Origin of the sequence: Meridianimarinicoccus aquatilis, assembly GCF_004358675.1 — a bacterium.
Lineage (GTDB): Bacteria > Pseudomonadota > Alphaproteobacteria > Rhodobacterales > Rhodobacteraceae > Meridianimarinicoccus > Meridianimarinicoccus aquatilis.
This window is the reverse complement of record NZ_SMZO01000004.1, coordinates 21614-35989: the sequence shown is the minus strand read 5'-3', so window position 1 is coordinate 35989 and position 14376 is coordinate 21614. Positions and strand designations below refer to the sequence as shown.

The following is a 14376-nucleotide window of genomic DNA, read 5'->3' as shown; positions in this document are numbered from 1 at the left end:
TCTCAGTTCACTTTCTTTGGATCGATATAGGGCAAAGGCATGATTGAGATACCATCATCAATCAGGGCTTTGGCATCTTTCCCGGTTGCTTCACCTCGGATCGCCCGCTCGGGTGCGTCACCGGTGTGAATGGCGCGGGCTTCTTCCGCAAACCGTTTGCCGACGTTTTCTGTCTCTCGTTCGATCCTTTCGCGCAGGGCACCGATGGCTTTTGCCAACTCGGCTTGCGCAGGTGGGGGAAGATCGGCTTTGGCAGGCAGGTCCGGGGACGGGCCGCTTTGCGGCTGAGGTTTCTCACCAGCGGTGTTGACCCGAGGGGCCATCAGTGCCTTTGTTACCGCCGAAATACCGCATACAGGGCACTCAATCTGACCGGCTGCACACAGCTTGTCAAAGGCCGCGCCTGACGCGAACCAGCTTTCGAATACATGGTCATTATCGCATTTAAGTGCGTAGCGGATCATAGTTTTGCCTCAGGCCATGTGCACATCACTCAAGAAAAACCAAGGTTTTGACAAGTCACCATAACGGGCGAGGGGGCGTGACAGCCGGTCAGGATAAAAATGGGTCCGGATCAAATGTGCGAAGGATCTGGGCCAATTCGGGCTCGTGCACCAGTTCTGACGCGACCTTGCGCGAAAACCACTTGCGCCGACGCTCATCGCTTTCGGCAAACTTGCGGCGCAGTTTCTTCACCCGCAAAGGGTAAAGCGCAACCACACAAGGGATCGACTCTATATCGGACATGTATTTGTCATACGTATAAAGCCCAATGCACACAGGAAAGGTCTTTCCCTGCACGCCGGCCTCTTCAAATGCTTCAACCGTTGCGCTGCCTGCCGGCGTTTGCCCTTTGACTGGCCAGCCCTTAGGCAAGACCCAGCGCCCCGTACCGCGACTGGTGATCAAAAGCACCTGCACCTTGCCGCTCTTCACCCGAAAACACACCGCCCCATATTGCGACCTTGCACCTTTCGCGTGCAGCAAATCTGCACTGATCGGTGACTTTTTGGAACTCTGCTTCGACATTGCTGCGGTCAATCCTTGCCCATATGCGGCAAGTTTTAGATAGAAGAGTTTGGCCGCGAAACAACGCTATACTGCTGGAAACTTGGTCTGTGCAAGGGGATTAGGTGACCCGGCGTCCTCAAGGTAAAAATGAGAATAATGTCTGCCTTGAGCTTGGTGCGCCCTATATTTCACGCCACCACGAACGGAGCCATTCGCAGATGACACAGAACAGACTCGCATGTATCAGCGCAACCTTTATTGCCTTTGCCACGCTACAGGCACAGGCTTTTGAATTTAACTCCATTGATGGCGGGACGATTGATCTTGACGGTTGGAAAGGGCGACCGGTCCTTGTGGTCAATACCGCGTCTTTGTGCGGGTTCACGCCGCAATATGAGGGTCTGCAAACCCTGTTTGAAACGTATTCCGATCGCGGTTTGATTGTGCTGGCTGTGCCTTCGAATGATTTTCGGCAAGAACTGTCTGGCGAAGAAGACGTCAAAGACTTCTGCGAGGTCACATTTGGTTTGACCATTCCAATGACCGAAATCACGCATGTGCGCGGCAGCAACGCGCATCCATTTTACCAATGGGTGGCCAAGGAAGCTGGCTTCACGCCGCGTTGGAATTTCAACAAGGTCTTGCTTGCGCCCGATGGCTCGGTCGAGGCCACGTTTCAGTCATCGACCCGGCCAATGGACGCCTCGATCACCCAACCGATCGAGGCTATGCTGACCCAATGATGTCGTCAGAAGCCGGGCCTGTCGACATTACAGATGCTTCTGCGGCGGTTCCGATATTCATTGGCTCGGATGTGTATCGGGGGTCCTCCTATGGTCGTTGGCACCCACTGGCTGTGCCGCGCGTGCCCCAGGTTATGGATCTGTGCCGCGCCTTGGGGTGGCTGCCAGCCGCACAATACCGGACCAGTCCGCGCGCCAAGCCCGAAGGTCTGACGTTGTGGCACACACCCGACTATGTTGCGGCCCTTCAGGCAGCTGAGACGGACCAGCATGTTAGCGTTGCGGTAAAAGACCGGCACAATATTGGAACCACAGCCAACCCGATTTTCGGCGAGATGTTTCGACGGCCTGCGACGGGTGTTGGCGGGGTGCTTCTTGCGGCAGCCTTGTTGCGGCACGGCGGCGTGATTCATGCGCCGGGCGGTGGCACGCATCACGGTTTTCCAGATCGGGCCAATGGATTTTGTTACTTCAACGATCCGGTCTTGGCGGTTCTGGGTCTTAAGGCTCAGGGGTGTGACCGCGTCGCCTATGTCGACATTGACGCGCATCATTGCGACGGGGTTGAGTTCGCTTTTCAGAATGATCCGTCCGTCCTTCTGATATCCACCCATGAAGAAAACCGCTGGCCGCGCACTGGCGCGCTTGAGGATCGTGGGTGCGGAAATGTCGTGAACCTGCCGCTGCCGCGCGGATTGAATGACGATGAAATGGCCTTGATCCGGGATGAACTGATCTTGCGAAAGCTGGCCGAGTTTCGCCCTGATGCCATCGTCTTGCAATGCGGGGCAGATGCCTTGGACGAAGACCCGATGTCGCGTTTGGCCCTGTCGAACAATGCGCATGTCAGTATCGCGCTGGCACTTCGCGCCGCAAGCCCGCGCCTGATGGTTCTGGGCGGTGGCGGGTACAATCCGTGGTCGGTCGGGCGGTTGTGGACCCGCGTCTGGGGCGCCCTTGCGGGGCAGGCTATTCCAGACGTTCTGCCCGGCCCCGCATCGGCGGTACTTCAGCGGTTGGAATGGACAGGGTTGCGGGCTCGCAGGCCTGTTGCGCCCCATTGGCTGACGACGTTAAAGGACCCGGCTCGCGGCGGCCCCATTCGCAACGAGATCCGGCAGCGGATTGCCGCCCACGGTCGGGCAATGGTCTGAGATCAAGGCAACTGCGCCCATCCCCTTGCACCGCCCCCCGGCGAACGCTACCTCCGGCACAAGGCGTAGAAACCGGAGGACCGCGAGGCCATGTTCACAGGCATCATCACTGATATTGGCCGCATCGTTGCGGTGGAACAAAAGGGCGATCTCACTGCCCGCATCGCAACCGGCTATGACATGGCCGGTGTTGCGCTTGGAGCGTCGATCGCATGTGACGGCGTTTGTCTGACAGTGACCGCCAAAGGGGCGCTTCCGGATGGTCAGGGCTGGTTTGACGTGGATATCTCGGCCGAGACGGTGTCAAAGACGAATATCGCGGCACAAGGCTGGACGCCGGGCAGGCGGCTGAACCTGGAACGCGCATTGCGCGTAGGTGACGAACTGGGCGGGCATATCGTGTCCGGTCATGTGGACGGCGTAGCAGAGGTGATTTCCGTGCACGATGAAGGTGACAGCACGCGGGTCAGCTTGCGTGCGCCGGACGCTTTGGCGCGGTTCATTGCCCCAAAGGGGTCTGTTGCTCTTAATGGAACATCACTGACTGTAAACGAAGTGAATGGCGCCACGTTCGGAATCAACTTCATCCCGCACACGAAGCAAGCCACGACTTGGGGCGACGTAGCACAGGGCGATGCCGTGAACCTCGAAATCGACACATTGGCACGTTATGTTGCGCGCCTTGCCGAGGCGGACTAGGGCAGTTAGCCCGCGCGCCCGGCGACGTACGGCGCAAGCAACGCGCTGATCGCTGCATTCGCAGGGGTCGGTACACCAACTTCGGCCCCAAGTCGCGCGACAGCGCCGTTAAGCCAAGGAGTTTCCAATGGGGCACCCTTTTCCAGATCGACAGAGGTCGACGCGCGCGCATCTGCCGGTGCGGTGGCGATAAAGGCGAGATGCTTGTCCACCACTTCCGGGGATAGGACCACATTTCGCGCGCGGGCGACCGCTTCGGTTTCGCGCATCACATTTTCAAATAGCGCCATAAGCTCTGGATGAGCCCGAATGTCGCCGATCCGGCACCGTGCCCCGGCTGTAACGCCTGACATCGCACTGAACAGAACAAATTTGGTCCAAACATCTGCGTCTATGTCGGTAACATCAGGTGCTTCGGGGCCGGCAAGACGGATTGCCTCTCTCAATGCTGCAAGTCGCGGGCTTGGGGCATTGTCTCGTTCACCAAAGACAAACCGCCCTTGCATGCCGGGCTTGCCAGTTTGCCCGATGACGCCCGGTGCGGTGATCGTCGTAAAGACATACGCCACGCCGTTGGCGACGTTCTGCGCAGGTAAAATTGCCTGCAGCCGGTCTGCGGCTTCGACACCGTTCAAAAAGGGTACAACCACTGTGTCTGGTCCAATCAGCGGGCGACACGCTGCTGCGGCTGTTTCCAGCCCGTTGCCCTTAACGCCAAAAATCACCACGTCGACCGGGCCGATGTCGCCCGGCGCATCCGTGGCAATTGCGGGTGTAAACATCTCGGGCCCGCGCGCCGTGTCCAACCTGAGCCCAGCCGCCCGGATGGCTTGCAGATGCGCGCCGCGTGCCACACAGGCGACGTCATGCCCTGCAAGACCCAGCTTTACCGCCAAATATCCGCCGATCCCACCGGTCGCCATGGTTGCGATGCGCATGTATCTTTCCTTCGTCTGCGTTTTGATCACGATGCGTGGGCGCAGCGGTCTGGTCAATGCCCGCGCCCTGCCTTATGTCTGGCCTTCACGAAAGCGGAGCCCCCATGGCCGATACAGACACACCCGATTACGCCGACGCAATCTCCAGCGTAGAAGAAATCATCGATGATGCGCGCAATGGGCGTATGTTCATTTTGGTCGATCACGAAGATCGCGAGAACGAAGGCGATCTGGTGATACCGGCGCAAATGGCGACGCCTGAGGCGATCAATTTCATGGCGACGTATGGGCGCGGGTTGATCTGCCTGACATTGACAGGTGATCGCATTGACGCGCTTGGACTTCCCTTGATGGCGTCTGACAACTCATCGCGTCACGAGACAGCCTTCACCGTGTCGATTGAGGCGCGTGAAGGGGTGACAACCGGGATTTCGGCCCATGACCGCGCCCGCAGTGTTGCCGTGGCGATCGACACGTCCAAGACATCGGCGGATATCGCGACGCCGGGGCATATTTTCCCTCTGCGCGCGCGGGATGGCGGGGTTCTGGTTCGCGCCGGTCACACCGAGGCCGCCGTCGACGTGTCGCGCTTGGCAGGGCTTAACCCGGCCGGCGTGATCTGCGAAGTTATGAACGACGATGGCACGATGGCACGCCTGCCGGATCTGGTGGCATTTGCGCAGCGCCACAACCTTAAGATCGGAACCATCAGTGACCTGATTGCCTATCGCCGCCGCCACGACAATCTGGTTGCCGTGAGCGACGAACGGTCAGTGACATCTGAATTTGGCGGCGACTGGACGATGCGGATCTATACCGACACGGCCGCTGGCGATGAACACATCGTTCTTATCAAGGGCGATATATCGGGTGACGCCCCCGTGCTTGTCCGGATGCACGGGCTTGATCCGATGCTCGATGTAGTGGGTCTTGGTGGGGCAGGCCGTGCGGCTGAGTTTGGTCAGGCAATGAAGCTGATCGCCGATGAAGGCCGCGGCGTCCTTGTGCTGCTGCGCGACACGACGATGAAGCTGCAGACCGAAGACGCAGCTTCCCCGCGGACATTGCGCCAATACGGGCTTGGGGCACAGATTTTGTCGTCGCTTGGGTTGTCGAAACTGATCCTGCTGACAAATTCCGTAAAACCAAAGGTGGTCGGGCTTGACGCCTATGGCCTTTCAATAGAAGACACGCGTCCGATCCCCACGGAGTAAACCGCTTTGGCCGGTCCAACACATCATTCCCTGCCGCGTCCTGTTTTCGATGCGCCGACCCATCTTCTGGTGGTTGTCGCACCGTATTACAAAGACATTGCCGACAATCTGGTTCAAGGCGCGCGGGCCGAAATTGAGGCAGCAGGCGGCACCTGTGACGTGATCGAAGTGCCCGGCGCGTTGGAAGTTCCGACCGCCGTGCGCATTGCCGATCAATGCGGCGACTATCACGGATTCGTGGCGCTTGGCTGCGTGATCCGTGGCGAAACAACCCATTACGATACCGTTTGCAACGATAGTTCACGCGCCTTGACGCTGCTCGGCCTGCAGGGGCTGTGTATTGGGAATGGCATTCTGACGGTCGAAACCTATGACCAAGCGGCTGTTCGGGCTGATCCAACCGGCCAGAACAAGGGCGGTGGCGCTGCTGCTGCAGCTTTGCATTTGATCGCGCTTGGCCGGACCATGCGCAAGCAGCCCATGGGCGTGGGCTTCATCACACCGTCAGAAGGCGGCAGCACTGGGGCGGGCTTCGCATGACAATCGGAACAACATCTAACCTGTCAGGCAACCAGCGTCGAAAAATGCGCTCGGCGGCTCGGTTCTTTGCGGTGCAGGCGCTGTTTCAGATGGAAACAACTGATCAGACGGCCGACAGTGTGACCGCGGAATTTGCGAACTTCCGGTTCGGCGAGGAATTCGAAGACTATGATATGGTCGAAGCCGACACGGACATGTTCCGCCGTATCGTCAGCGAAGCCGTTAACTGGCAGGCCAAGATTGACCAGATGACGGATCGGGCGCTGGTTGCGAAATGGCCCATTGCCCGGATCGACCCAACGTTGCGGGCTCTGTTTCGCGCGGCTGGGGCCGAACTCATGGACAAAGACACACCGCCCAAGGTGGTGATTTCGGAATTTGTGTCAGTGGCCGAAGCGTTTTTCCCAGAGACCAAAGAGCCGAAATTCGTCAACGCTGTGCTCGACCATATGGCGCGTGAGGCGCGGCCCGAGGGATTCTGACTTCGATAGGTCACATGCGGTTTGCAGAATGTTTTTTGATCGCAAGGGGTGGCGGGACGCCCCTGTTCGCTCTATGTCTGAGGGAACCATAGGAGTCGGCCATGCCACATCTCGTGAAACTCTACATTCGTCAGGTGATCATCGGATACGCAATTTCGGCGGCATTCGTGGTGATGCTTCTGAGCTTCAACGTTGCAAATCTGTGGCATCTGGTGTCCAGCTCACCCATTGGTTGGTTGGCGGTACTTATGTTGTGGGTGTTCAACGGCATCGTTTTTGCCGGTGTCCAATTCGCCCTGTCATTGCCAAAGGGACACGGCGACGAGGGCGACACCGGTGGACGTAGAGATGCCGTGACAATCCCACTTGCTGAACCCATTCCAGTTCGGGTTGACGCCCGGCGCTAATCCAGAGCTTAACGCGAACAAAGGCGGCCCAAGGGCCGTTTTTTTGTGTCCGTCTTTGACACTATGTTCACATCTTATGGTGGAAAAGTGGCGGGCCCGCGCGCAACCGTGGAGGCTTGCTATTCCCGAGAGCCTGTATGTACAGGTGGGAGCCAGGTAACATGACCAGGGCCATGACAGAGCCAGCCCCCTCGGTTTTGCTTAAGGCCACTGGAATTGAGCCACAGGCACGGGAAGGGCAGCACCCGCCTTGAACCCACATAAGCCTCGTCCCCGGTCACGGCAAGGGCGGAAGGGTTTTATGCCAATTGATTTTTGTTCTCTGATTGTTCATGTGTGAGCCATGGCAGCTGAGATGTCTTCACAATCGCCCCTTGCCCCGGGTGCCTTGCTGGCACGCGGGGTCGCACGGCACTTGCGAAGTCTGGATTTCATGTCTGTTCCAGAGGTGACGTTGCCGGGGCGGTTGCGCGTGGATCTGATGGCGCTGGGACCGAAGGGTGAGATTTGGGTGGTCGAGTGCAAGTCATCGCGCGCCGATTTCATGGCAGACGGCAAGTGGCAGGGATATCTTGAATGGGCTGATCGGTTCTTTTGGGCTGTCGACGCTGACTTTCCCATCGACCTTCTGCCGGACAACAGCGGCTTGATCATGGCCGACGGCTACGGCGCCGAAATTCTGCGTATGCCTGATGCCACGCCGCTGGCCGCCGCACGCCGCAAGTCTGTGACGTTGCGGTTCGCGCGAGTTGCTGCTGCACGGCATCAAGGCATGTGCGATGCCGGGATCACTTGGGGCGCTTGAGGGCCTTGGCTTGTTGCGCTGCGGCCATGATCTCTTCCGCGATCTCAATCGCTTCCTGAGGGTCGAAATCCATGGGAATCTCTGCGCCCTCTGCCTCGACGAAAATGCGAACCATGCCATGATCTGTCGGCCCGATTTGCAAGTTGGCGACCAAGTCGCTTTCTGTGTTGATGCCCATGGCATGCTCCTTTTTCGTGTCGCCTAACGCGTTGCGGGTGTTCGGGCAAGGGGCGGCTATCGGTTGGATGCCATGCTGATCCAGAATTTTTATTTTTATATCATAAAATGCAAAGGATTATGATGCGACCCTAAAGTAATCTCACTGATTGACACGGGCAGCGTTCAGAAACCACTCGTCAGATGCAGGTGAAAAGCCACCCTAATTCCGGACAGCTGACAAAAACCGTGATTTACCGTTCAGACGGTCTTGCAATCGTCCTTGGGCAAAGCTAAACCCTCGCAACGTGCCGCCTTAGCTCAGTTGGTTAGAGCGCTGGATTGTGGATCCAGAGGTCCCCCGTTCAAGCCGGGGAGGCGGTACCATCACTTCTTTTTCGCCAATTTCACTTCATCCCATGGGCTGTGTGAGCGCCTAGGCACAAAAAAACACGGCCCGTAGGCCGCGTTTGAGGATGTTTGCGCAAGGCGTTGATTCAGTTCGCTTCGACAGGTGCAGTGATCGTCAACTTGGATGCGGCGTACCAATCTGCATATGCGCGAATTTCGGCATCTGTTAGATCGGCTGCCACACCGGACATGATCTCATTCTTGCGCTTGCCAAGTCGAAACGCCTTGAGTTGCGTGTCGATGTAGATGTTCGTTTCTGCCGCCAGGTTCGGGGCCGTGTCCAATTCGGAAATGCCTGCCGTACCGTGACAGGCGACGCAGTCTTGTGGTGCGTCTTCCGGGTTGGCCCCGACAGCGAGTTCCGCTGTCGCAGTGTGCGAGGCGTACCACGCCGAAACGTCAAGGATTTGCTGTTCGGACAACCCACTCGCAACAACCGTCATCATTTCGTGCTGCCGCGTTCCGGACTTGAAAGCCGTCAATTGTTCCACGAGGTAGGACTGAGGTTCGCCCCCAATATGCGGCGCAATTGGGATTTTTGCGTAGCCATCAAGGCCGTGACAGGTGCGGCACATGCCGGCTACTTTTCGGCCGTTCTGCGCGTCCTGCGCCGGTGCAGCACCGGCGAGCAAAAGCCCGCCGAGTGCCAGTGCGATTGCGACGCGCATCAGCCTTCGTACCAGATCCGGTAGATGGCCCCGGCAAGGTCATCAGACACCAACAGCGATCCATCGCGCAGTTGCGCTACGTCCACCGGGCGCCCCAGATATTCCCCGTTTTCATCGATCCAGCCTTCTGCGAAAGGCTCTGTCGTAACGTTGCCCTCTGCATCTTCAAAGCTGACCATGACGCGTGCGCCAACTGGCGTGGTGCGGTTCCACGACCCGTGTTGAGCCGAGAAGATCGCGTTCTTGTACATTTCAGGGAACATTTTGCCAGTATAGAACATCATGCCCAGATCCGCCGCATGGGCAACGGTTTCAGAAACAGGGTGCACGACGTCGACGGGGACCTCCTGTCCCGCGTATTCGTTGGTGCGCACGGTGCCGCCACCAAACCACGGGTGTCCAAAGTGCTGGCCCATTTCGGTCTGTTTGTTGATCTCGCCTGGGGGGATGTCATCGCCCATGCCGTCAACCTGGTTATCGGTCCACCACAATTCGCCAGTGACGGGGTGGAAATCCTGACCGACGGAATTGCGCACACCGTAGGTATAGACTTCGCGGTTGCCACCGTTCTGGTCCATCCGAATGATCCCGCCAATCCCGACCTCGTTATAGAGTTCAAGCTTTTCTGGCGGCGCCACGTTGAACGGCTGACCAAGCGAAATGTAGAGGTTTCCGTCCGGGCCCACATCGCACACGCGTGCAGTGTGATTGAACGATTCCTCGGATACCGGGATCAGCTCCCCCTTGGGCACGATTGGCGCGAGTGCAATATCCGGGCTTTCGTAGAAGAATTCTGCTGCCGGGAACTTTGTCACCGCGTTCTGTTCGGCGATATACAGCATCCCGTCGGGGCTGAAGCAAACGCCGTTGGGGATCGCGAATGTCAGTGAAGGCGCGAAATCCTTGACTTCATCAGCGACGCGGTCCTTGTTGCGATCCGTGACCGACCAAACCTTGTCTTTACGGGTGCCGACAAAGGTTACGACGCCTTGAGGGCCGACGGCGATGTGTCGTGCATCCGGCACAACAGCATAAAGCCCAATCTTGAATCCGTCGGGCAAGGTGATGCGTTCAAGCGTACGCTTGATCCCATCGGCATAGTCCCCGGTTTGGTCAACAAAGGTGAACTCTGTCGTGCCAGTGGCCTGCATGCTTTGCATTTTTTCAGAGTTCGAGCGGGTGTCTGACTCTTGTGCCGACACCTGTCCTGCAATCAGCGCCAACAATGCCGCCGACGTCATCAATTTTCTCATTTTGTCTCCTCCCAAGTCGCGGGAAAAAGCGCCCCGCGCACGCGTTCAGGCGATTGTGTTTGGTCTTGTGCCATAACTGTCGCCCCATATCGCTAACACGGGTTTTTGAAATTTGGTAACTATTTTTTACCTCTCGTCACAAAAACAATCGTTTTGGTTGCGAGAGGCGTGACCTCAAGCATCTGAAATAAAGCGCAAACTATTAACGGGCGCGGTCAAAAAGCCCTTATGACGGCGGCTTTGATATGCGCCAACGAAAAACGGCCGACCCCAAGGGGACCGGCCGGTCAATAACTTTATCCAGTTGGGAGCTTAGTCTTCCATCGCTTCCAACTCGTCAATCAGGCGCGAGATCATCGAGAGGCCTTTGTCCCAGAACGCCGGGTCTGACGCATCCAAGCCGAACGGTGCCAGAAGTTCGGTGTGGTGTTTCGATCCACCCGCTTTAAGCATGTCGAAGTACTTCTCCTGGAACCCGTCGCCGCTTTCTTCGTAGACCGCGTAAAGCGCGTTCACCAACCCGTCGCCGAACGCATAGGCATAGACGTAAAACGGCGAATGCACGAAATGCGGAACATAGGCCCAGAAGGTTTCATACCCTTCCATGAAGGTGAAGGCATCGCCAAGGCTTTCGGCCTGCACGCTCATCCAAAGCGCATTGATATCGTCGGGGGTCAGTTCCCCTTCGCGCCGCGCCGCATGAAGTTTGCATTCGAAGTCGTAAAACGCGATCTGCCGCACAACGGTGTTGATCATGTCCTCAACCTTGCCGGCCAACAGAACCTTGCGTTGCGCATCGTCTTTGGCATTTGACAGCAACTTGCGGAAGGTCAGCATCTCGCCAAAGACCGATGCCGTTTCCGCCAAGGTCAAAGGCGTTGAAGACAAAAGCTCGCCCTGGTCGGCCGCCAGAACCTGATGCACCCCATGACCCAATTCGTGAGCCAATGTCATGACATCACGCGGCTTTCCGAGATAGTTCAGCATGACATAAGGGTGCACATTGGTGACTGTCGGGTGCGCAAACGCGCCCGGAGCCTTGCCGGGCTTCACGCCTGCGTCGATCCAGCCTTTTTCAAAGAACGGCTCGGCAATGTCAGCCATGCGTGGATCGAAATCCGCATAGGCATCCATCACCATCTTGCGGGCTGTCGGCCAGTCGACGACCGTTTCATCTTCCATCGGAAGGGGGGCATTGCGGTCCCAGACTTCAAGCGTGTCCAGCCCCAGCCATTTGCGTTTCAGCTGGTAATAGCGGTGCGACAGCTTGGGGTAGGCGGCAACAACGGCGTTGCGCAGGGCCTCGACGACCTCAGGCTCCACATGGTTGGCCAAGTGGCGACCTGCCTGGGGGCTGGGCATCTTGCGCCAGCGATCTTCGATTTCCTTTTCCTTCGCCAGCGTGTTGTGAACCCGGGCAAAGATACGCACGTTTTCGCCAAAAACGCGCGCAAGTTCATGCGCCGCAGCTTCGCGGGTTGCACGATCAGGGTCGGTCAAAAGGTTCAACGTCCCTTCAAGGTTCAGTGGCTCGTCCTGAACGGTGAATTCCAGATCGGCGATTGTCTCGTCAAACAAACGGTTCCACGCCGCTGACCCAACCGAAGACTGATCGTGCAGGAACTTTTCCAACTCGTCCGACAATTGGTGAGGCTTCATCGCGCGCAGGCGATCAAACACCGGTTTGTACCGCCCAAGGTCCGCATTCTCAGCCAGCATTGCCGCCAGCTTGTCATCGGGAATACGGTTCAACTCCAGCGAATAGAACACAAGCTGGCTGGTCATCACCGTGATGCGATCCTGCATATCGGCCATGAATTTTGCGCGCTCGCTGTCCACCGTGTTCTGGTAATAGCGCAGACCGGCAAACGACATGATGCGCCCGGCGATCTGGCTCAGCGCCTCGTCACGTTGCACAGCCTCCAATAGCCCGGCGGCATCCAGCGTGTCCAACTTGCCTTCGTAATCGGCGGCGAAATCAGAATAGGCCTGTTCAAGCCAAGCCAGATCTTTTTCCAATTCCGGGCTGTCCGGTGCGGGATACAGATCGGTCAGATCCCATTCTGGCAGATCGCCAAAGCCTCCGTTCGCTCCGGTTGCGTTTGCGTCATGAACAGGTGTCGGAAAATCGCGCATAGGGCCCTCGTTTCAAGTGATGGCATAGACATAGGGCGCGCATGCCTTGAACCGCAAGGTGCGCCGCGATTTTCACGGCTCCGGCAATAGGGCCCGAAGATCGGCGAGCGTGTTCGCCTCGGCCATTGGTTTGTCCTGACGCCACCTGACCATGCGTGGAAACCTCAGCGTAATACCGGACTTGTGACGCCTGCTTTCCTGAATACCTTCAAACGCAATCTCGAACACGAGTTCAGGCGTCACGCGGCGAACGGGGCCGAAACGCTCTAACGTATTCTTGCGGACCCACGCTGTGATCTTGCCGAACTCTGCATCCGTCAGGCCCGAATATGCTTTGGTAAACGGCACCAAGGTATCCCCGTCCCAAACGGCAAATGTGTAATCCGTGTAAAGGTTTGCCCGGCGTCCGTGACCTGCCTGCGCATAGATCATCACCGCATCGACGGTCATTGGGTCCAACTTCCATTTCCACCAATCGCCCTTGCGCCGCCCATCCAGATATGGGGCGTGCATCCGCTTGAGCATCACGCCTTCGGTCCCAATGTCGCGGGCTTTGGAACGGATGGCAGCAAGCGCGGGCCAATCTGCAAACTTCAAAGGGTCGGACAGGCGCACCGGACAATCTGGGGGCAGGGCGCGGATCACCTCAGTCAAGGCGTCGCGCCTTGATCGAAGTGGCCATGGGCGAAGGTCCTTGCCGCCAAATTCAAGCAGATCATAGGCCAGAAGCACCACGGGCGCGTCCTTCAGCACCTTTTTAGGCACCGTTTTGCGGCCAAGCCGTTTTTGCAGATCAGCAAAGGGGCGCGGCGCATCGTCTTGCCAAGCCAGCAATTCACCATCCAAGACTGTGCCATCTGGGACATGGTCTAACGTGGCCGCCAGTTCGGGAAATTGATCAGTGATCAGTTCTTCGCCACGTGACCAAAGATGCCAATCGCCGCCGCGCCGGATGAGCTGACCGCGGATTCCGTCCCATTTATACTCGGCCATCCAATCACCGGGGTCACCCAGGTCTTCGGGCGCACTTTCAATCTGATAGGCGAGATAAAAGGGGTAGGGGCGCGCAGTCTGCTCACTGGCATCTGGTTCAAGCACCAAATTGGCATAGCTGATTGTTTGCGGTGTCCAATTACCCATCAACCTGTGCGCCAGATCGCTTTCCTCAATTCCAGTGGCCTTTGATAGTGCCCTTGTCATCAGCTTGCGACTGACGCCCATGCGAAATCCGCCAGTGATCAGTTTGTTGAACACCAGCCGTGCATCCGGCGGCAGGTCGTTCCAATACCGCATCACCGTCGCACGTTTTTCGTCGTCTTCCGCATTCGAAAGTGCGGCCAACTCATCCATGACGTTCGACAGCGTCGGCGCGCTTGTACCGCCAGATGTTGGAAGCAAAAGCGCAATTGTCTCTGCCAAGTCGCCGACAACGGCATAGCTTTCTTCCAGCAGCCATAAGGGCACTTGTGCCGTCTCAGCGGCCCAATCACGCAAACGCCCAGTGCTGATCAAGCGCTTTGGGCGCCGACCCGACAGTAAGGCGATGGTCCAAAGTCGATCGCGCTCTGGTGCCATGTCAAAATAAGCTGCAAGCGCAGACACTTTCACACTGGTCCGCGAGGTCTGGTCAAGGCTACGGAATAGATCGGCAAAAGCGCGCATGGGGTCTCCTTGCTAAGAAACCTAGCGCCATCGGCGTGTTACGACCAGTGGCTCACTTGGTCTGAACGACAAAGCACGCATATATAATTTACATAAC

At 57.6% G+C, this 14376-nt stretch carries 16 protein-coding genes and 1 tRNA gene; 9 read left to right on the top strand and 8 right to left on the bottom strand.

Going from position 1 to position 14376, the window contains the following annotated elements:
* Positions 1-2: 2 nt before the first annotated feature.
* Together E2L05_RS02680 and E2L05_RS02675 are read right to left on the bottom strand one after the other, a co-directional pair.
* Entirely contained in the window at positions 3-464 is a 462-nt protein-coding gene (locus E2L05_RS02680) for a DUF1178 family protein (RefSeq protein WP_133341351.1), read from the bottom strand.
* 88 nt (positions 465-552) lie between these two features.
* Positions 553-1029, bottom strand: coding sequence for an NUDIX hydrolase (locus E2L05_RS02675; RefSeq protein ID WP_133341350.1), 477 nt, complete (start codon positions 1027-1029; stop codon positions 553-555).
* A 200-nt stretch (positions 1030-1229) separates the two neighbouring features.
* Here E2L05_RS02675 and E2L05_RS02670 point away from each other — a divergent pair, with 200 nt between their 5' ends.
* The 3 genes from E2L05_RS02670 to E2L05_RS02660 all read left to right on the top strand — a co-directional run bounded on the left by E2L05_RS02670 (position 1230) and on the right by E2L05_RS02660 (position 3607).
* Entirely contained in the window at positions 1230-1754 is a 525-nt protein-coding gene (locus E2L05_RS02670; protein ID WP_133341349.1) for a glutathione peroxidase, read from the top strand.
* Entirely contained in the window at positions 1751-2908 is a 1158-nt protein-coding gene (locus E2L05_RS02665; RefSeq protein WP_243721840.1) for an acetoin utilization protein AcuC, read from the top strand. The genes E2L05_RS02670 and E2L05_RS02665 overlap by 4 nt, the downstream gene beginning before the upstream one ends.
* A 90-nt stretch (positions 2909-2998) precedes the next feature.
* Positions 2999-3607 carry a riboflavin synthase gene (locus E2L05_RS02660; RefSeq protein ID WP_133341348.1) on the top strand — a complete coding sequence of 203 codons (609 nt, stop codon included), beginning with the start codon at positions 2999-3001 and terminating at the stop codon, positions 3605-3607.
* 5 nt (positions 3608-3612) lie between these two features.
* On the opposite strand, the gene E2L05_RS02655 is transcribed toward E2L05_RS02660, so the two are convergent.
* Positions 3613-4545, bottom strand: coding sequence for a ketopantoate reductase family protein (locus E2L05_RS02655; protein WP_133341347.1), 933 nt, complete (start codon positions 4543-4545; stop codon positions 3613-3615).
* A gap of 104 nt (positions 4546-4649) precedes the next feature.
* Here E2L05_RS02655 and ribB point away from each other — a divergent pair, with 104 nt between their 5' ends.
* The 5 genes from ribB to E2L05_RS02630 all read left to right on the top strand — a co-directional run bounded on the left by ribB (position 4650) and on the right by E2L05_RS02630 (position 7993).
* The gene (gene ribB / locus E2L05_RS02650) at positions 4650-5759 is read left to right on the top strand and encodes a 3,4-dihydroxy-2-butanone-4-phosphate synthase (RefSeq protein WP_176600797.1); all 1110 of its coding nucleotides are present in this window, start codon (positions 4650-4652) and stop codon (positions 5757-5759) included.
* Positions 5760-5765: 6 nt separating this feature from the next.
* Positions 5766-6299, top strand: coding sequence for a 6,7-dimethyl-8-ribityllumazine synthase (locus E2L05_RS02645; protein WP_133341346.1), 534 nt, complete (start codon positions 5766-5768; stop codon positions 6297-6299).
* Positions 6296-6781, top strand: a complete 486-nt coding sequence (gene nusB, locus E2L05_RS02640) for a transcription antitermination factor NusB (RefSeq protein WP_133341345.1) — start codon at positions 6296-6298, stop codon at positions 6779-6781. The genes E2L05_RS02645 and nusB overlap by 4 nt, the downstream gene beginning before the upstream one ends.
* A gap of 101 nt (positions 6782-6882) precedes the next feature.
* Positions 6883-7188, top strand: coding sequence for a hypothetical protein (locus E2L05_RS02635; RefSeq protein WP_133341344.1), 306 nt, complete (start codon positions 6883-6885; stop codon positions 7186-7188).
* Positions 7189-7543: 355 nt separating this feature from the next.
* The gene (locus E2L05_RS02630; RefSeq protein WP_133341343.1) at positions 7544-7993 is read left to right on the top strand and encodes an MmcB family DNA repair protein; all 450 of its coding nucleotides are present in this window, start codon (positions 7544-7546) and stop codon (positions 7991-7993) included.
* On the opposite strand, the gene E2L05_RS02625 is transcribed toward E2L05_RS02630, so the two are convergent.
* Positions 7977-8171 carry a DUF6324 family protein gene (locus E2L05_RS02625; protein WP_133341342.1) on the bottom strand — a complete coding sequence of 65 codons (195 nt, stop codon included), beginning with the start codon at positions 8169-8171 and terminating at the stop codon, positions 7977-7979. The two genes, E2L05_RS02630 and E2L05_RS02625, sit on opposite strands and share 17 nt — an antisense overlap.
* Before the next feature lie 288 nt (positions 8172-8459).
* Between E2L05_RS02625 and E2L05_RS02620 the strand changes: the two genes are divergently transcribed.
* Positions 8460-8536: transfer RNA gene (locus E2L05_RS02620), tRNA-His, on the top strand.
* Between the two features lie 110 nt (positions 8537-8646).
* Here E2L05_RS02620 and E2L05_RS02615 read toward each other — a convergent pair.
* From E2L05_RS02615 to E2L05_RS02600, 4 genes are all read right to left on the bottom strand, one after another.
* Complete coding sequence (locus tag E2L05_RS02615; protein WP_133341341.1) at positions 8647-9228, bottom strand: c-type cytochrome; 582 nt, start codon at positions 9226-9228, stop codon at positions 8647-8649.
* On the bottom strand, positions 9228-10481 hold the full coding sequence (locus E2L05_RS02610; RefSeq protein ID WP_133341340.1) for a PQQ-dependent sugar dehydrogenase: 1254 nt from the start codon (positions 10479-10481) through the stop codon (positions 9228-9230). The genes E2L05_RS02615 and E2L05_RS02610 overlap by 1 nt, the downstream gene beginning before the upstream one ends.
* 312 nt (positions 10482-10793) lie before the next feature.
* The gene (locus E2L05_RS02605; protein WP_133341339.1) at positions 10794-12617 is read right to left on the bottom strand and encodes a M3 family oligoendopeptidase; all 1824 of its coding nucleotides are present in this window, start codon (positions 12615-12617) and stop codon (positions 10794-10796) included.
* A gap of 72 nt (positions 12618-12689) precedes the next feature.
* On the bottom strand, positions 12690-14279 hold the full coding sequence (locus tag E2L05_RS02600; RefSeq protein WP_133341338.1) for an ATP-dependent DNA ligase: 1590 nt from the start codon (positions 14277-14279) through the stop codon (positions 12690-12692).
* Between the last annotated feature and the right edge of the window lie 97 nt (positions 14280-14376).

Excerpts from the sequence above, each read along its gene's own strand:
- ribB (WP_176600797.1), top strand. The coding sequence starts at position 4,650 with ATGGCCGATACAGACACACCCGATTACGCCGACGCAATCTCCAGCGTA.
- nusB (WP_133341345.1), top strand. The coding sequence starts at position 6,296 with ATGACAATCGGAACAACATCTAACCTGTCAGGCAACCAGCGTCGAAAA.
- E2L05_RS02625 (WP_133341342.1), bottom strand. The coding sequence starts at position 8,171 with ATGGGCATCAACACAGAAAGCGACTTGGTCGCCAACTTGCAAATCGGG.
- E2L05_RS02600 (WP_133341338.1), bottom strand. The coding sequence starts at position 14,279 with ATGCGCGCTTTTGCCGATCTATTCCGTAGCCTTGACCAGACCTCGCGG.
- E2L05_RS02660 (WP_133341348.1), top strand. The coding sequence starts at position 2,999 with ATGTTCACAGGCATCATCACTGATATTGGCCGCATCGTTGCGGTGGAA.
- E2L05_RS02680 (WP_133341351.1), bottom strand. The coding sequence starts at position 464 with ATGATCCGCTACGCACTTAAATGCGATAATGACCATGTATTCGAAAGC.
- E2L05_RS02630 (WP_133341343.1), top strand. The coding sequence starts at position 7,544 with ATGTCTTCACAATCGCCCCTTGCCCCGGGTGCCTTGCTGGCACGCGGG.
- E2L05_RS02605 (WP_133341339.1), bottom strand. The coding sequence starts at position 12,617 with ATGCGCGATTTTCCGACACCTGTTCATGACGCAAACGCAACCGGAGCG.
- E2L05_RS02655 (WP_133341347.1), bottom strand. The coding sequence starts at position 4,545 with ATGCGCATCGCAACCATGGCGACCGGTGGGATCGGCGGATATTTGGCG.
- E2L05_RS02665 (WP_243721840.1), top strand. The coding sequence starts at position 1,751 with ATGATGTCGTCAGAAGCCGGGCCTGTCGACATTACAGATGCTTCTGCG.
- E2L05_RS02635 (WP_133341344.1), top strand. The coding sequence starts at position 6,883 with ATGCCACATCTCGTGAAACTCTACATTCGTCAGGTGATCATCGGATAC.
- E2L05_RS02675 (WP_133341350.1), bottom strand. The coding sequence starts at position 1,029 with ATGTCGAAGCAGAGTTCCAAAAAGTCACCGATCAGTGCAGATTTGCTG.
- E2L05_RS02610 (WP_133341340.1), bottom strand. The coding sequence starts at position 10,481 with ATGAGAAAATTGATGACGTCGGCGGCATTGTTGGCGCTGATTGCAGGA.
- E2L05_RS02670 (WP_133341349.1), top strand. The coding sequence starts at position 1,230 with ATGACACAGAACAGACTCGCATGTATCAGCGCAACCTTTATTGCCTTT.
- E2L05_RS02615 (WP_133341341.1), bottom strand. The coding sequence starts at position 9,228 with ATGCGCGTCGCAATCGCACTGGCACTCGGCGGGCTTTTGCTCGCCGGT.